Below are 1,041 nucleotides of genomic sequence, written 5' to 3' on the forward strand. Positions count from 1 at the left end.
ATTTGTGTAATCTTTGAGAGTCAATCACGTCATGAATCTATTAGCGCTTTTTCAGGTGTTGGTTAGATTCGCTTAAAACACTGTTCATTCCTGTTTCGTCTCGTTAGTATACGCACAATTGGTCACTTACCGACTGATGTATTGCCCAAGTCTATACCCACTGACGTTTAGGATTGTTTTTTGCGTTATCTTCTTCGTATTTTATTTGTGCTGACACTTTCCATGCTCTCTGGGCATTTACATGCAGCGCACCACAATACAAATCACGTGACGTCAGAACGCCTCGACAAACTCGTGCAATCTGATTTTCAATCCGTAGTCAACGCACCACACTCAGAAGCACAACAACACGATTGGGGTTCTGATGGGTTTGGGCGCCACATCAAGCGAGACTTGTTCGCTCTGGTGAGTTACCGCCGAACGTCTACTGATGACGGATCGCTCTCCCTCAGCTTTGAATCTGAATACCATCTACTTGTCGCGTTTTTGCCTCCTCCATTAAAAGAGTTAGCGTGGCAAACTATTCCGTTGCCTACTGATAGCTATGGCATGTTAAAAAACCAACGTTCTCTCTATCGTTTATCAGGGCGGAAAGAGGCGAATTTACTGTACGTGTTTAAACACGGCCGCGAATCGATCACCACAGTTTGAAACCACAAAGAAAAACAAGGAAGCATGTCACACCAGGCATGGATGTCCTCAAATTTATCTGATCTGATTCGAGGTCTATTTATGAAAAAATTCACAGCAGCAGCGTTAACGGCCCTACTTTTCACTGCAGTACCAACATTTGCAAATACAGACACAAACGCGGACAAAATGACAAACGAAACGCTATTGGAATGCGCAAATGCTTCCAATGCTCGTAACGCGATACCAGAGCACCGAGCCGTTTTTCGTCATTACTTGCTGTCTGAACGTGGTTACAGCTTTAGCCAACTCTCTTCCACCGAAACCGAGTTTAAAGCACAAGACAACAACGATTCTGAGAGAGAGCAGTTCTATCAAACACAGTGTAAAGATGTTGGTGAGCAACTCTAC

Annotated in this window: 2 protein-coding genes; both read left to right on the plus strand. The window is 44.1% G+C overall.

From position 1 onward, the window contains the following. The first annotated feature begins 180 nt into the window (after window positions 1–180). Window positions 181–651, plus strand: a complete 471-nt coding sequence (locus tag R7O13_RS24560) for a hypothetical protein (RefSeq protein ID WP_318304897.1) — start codon at window positions 181–183, stop codon at window positions 649–651. Window positions 652–732: 81 nt separating this feature from the next. Further along, the coding region (locus R7O13_RS24565; RefSeq protein WP_318304898.1) for a hypothetical protein at window positions 733–1,041 on the plus strand (309 nt) is incomplete at its 3' end.

The organism is Vibrio sp. Y176, assembly GCF_033438945.1.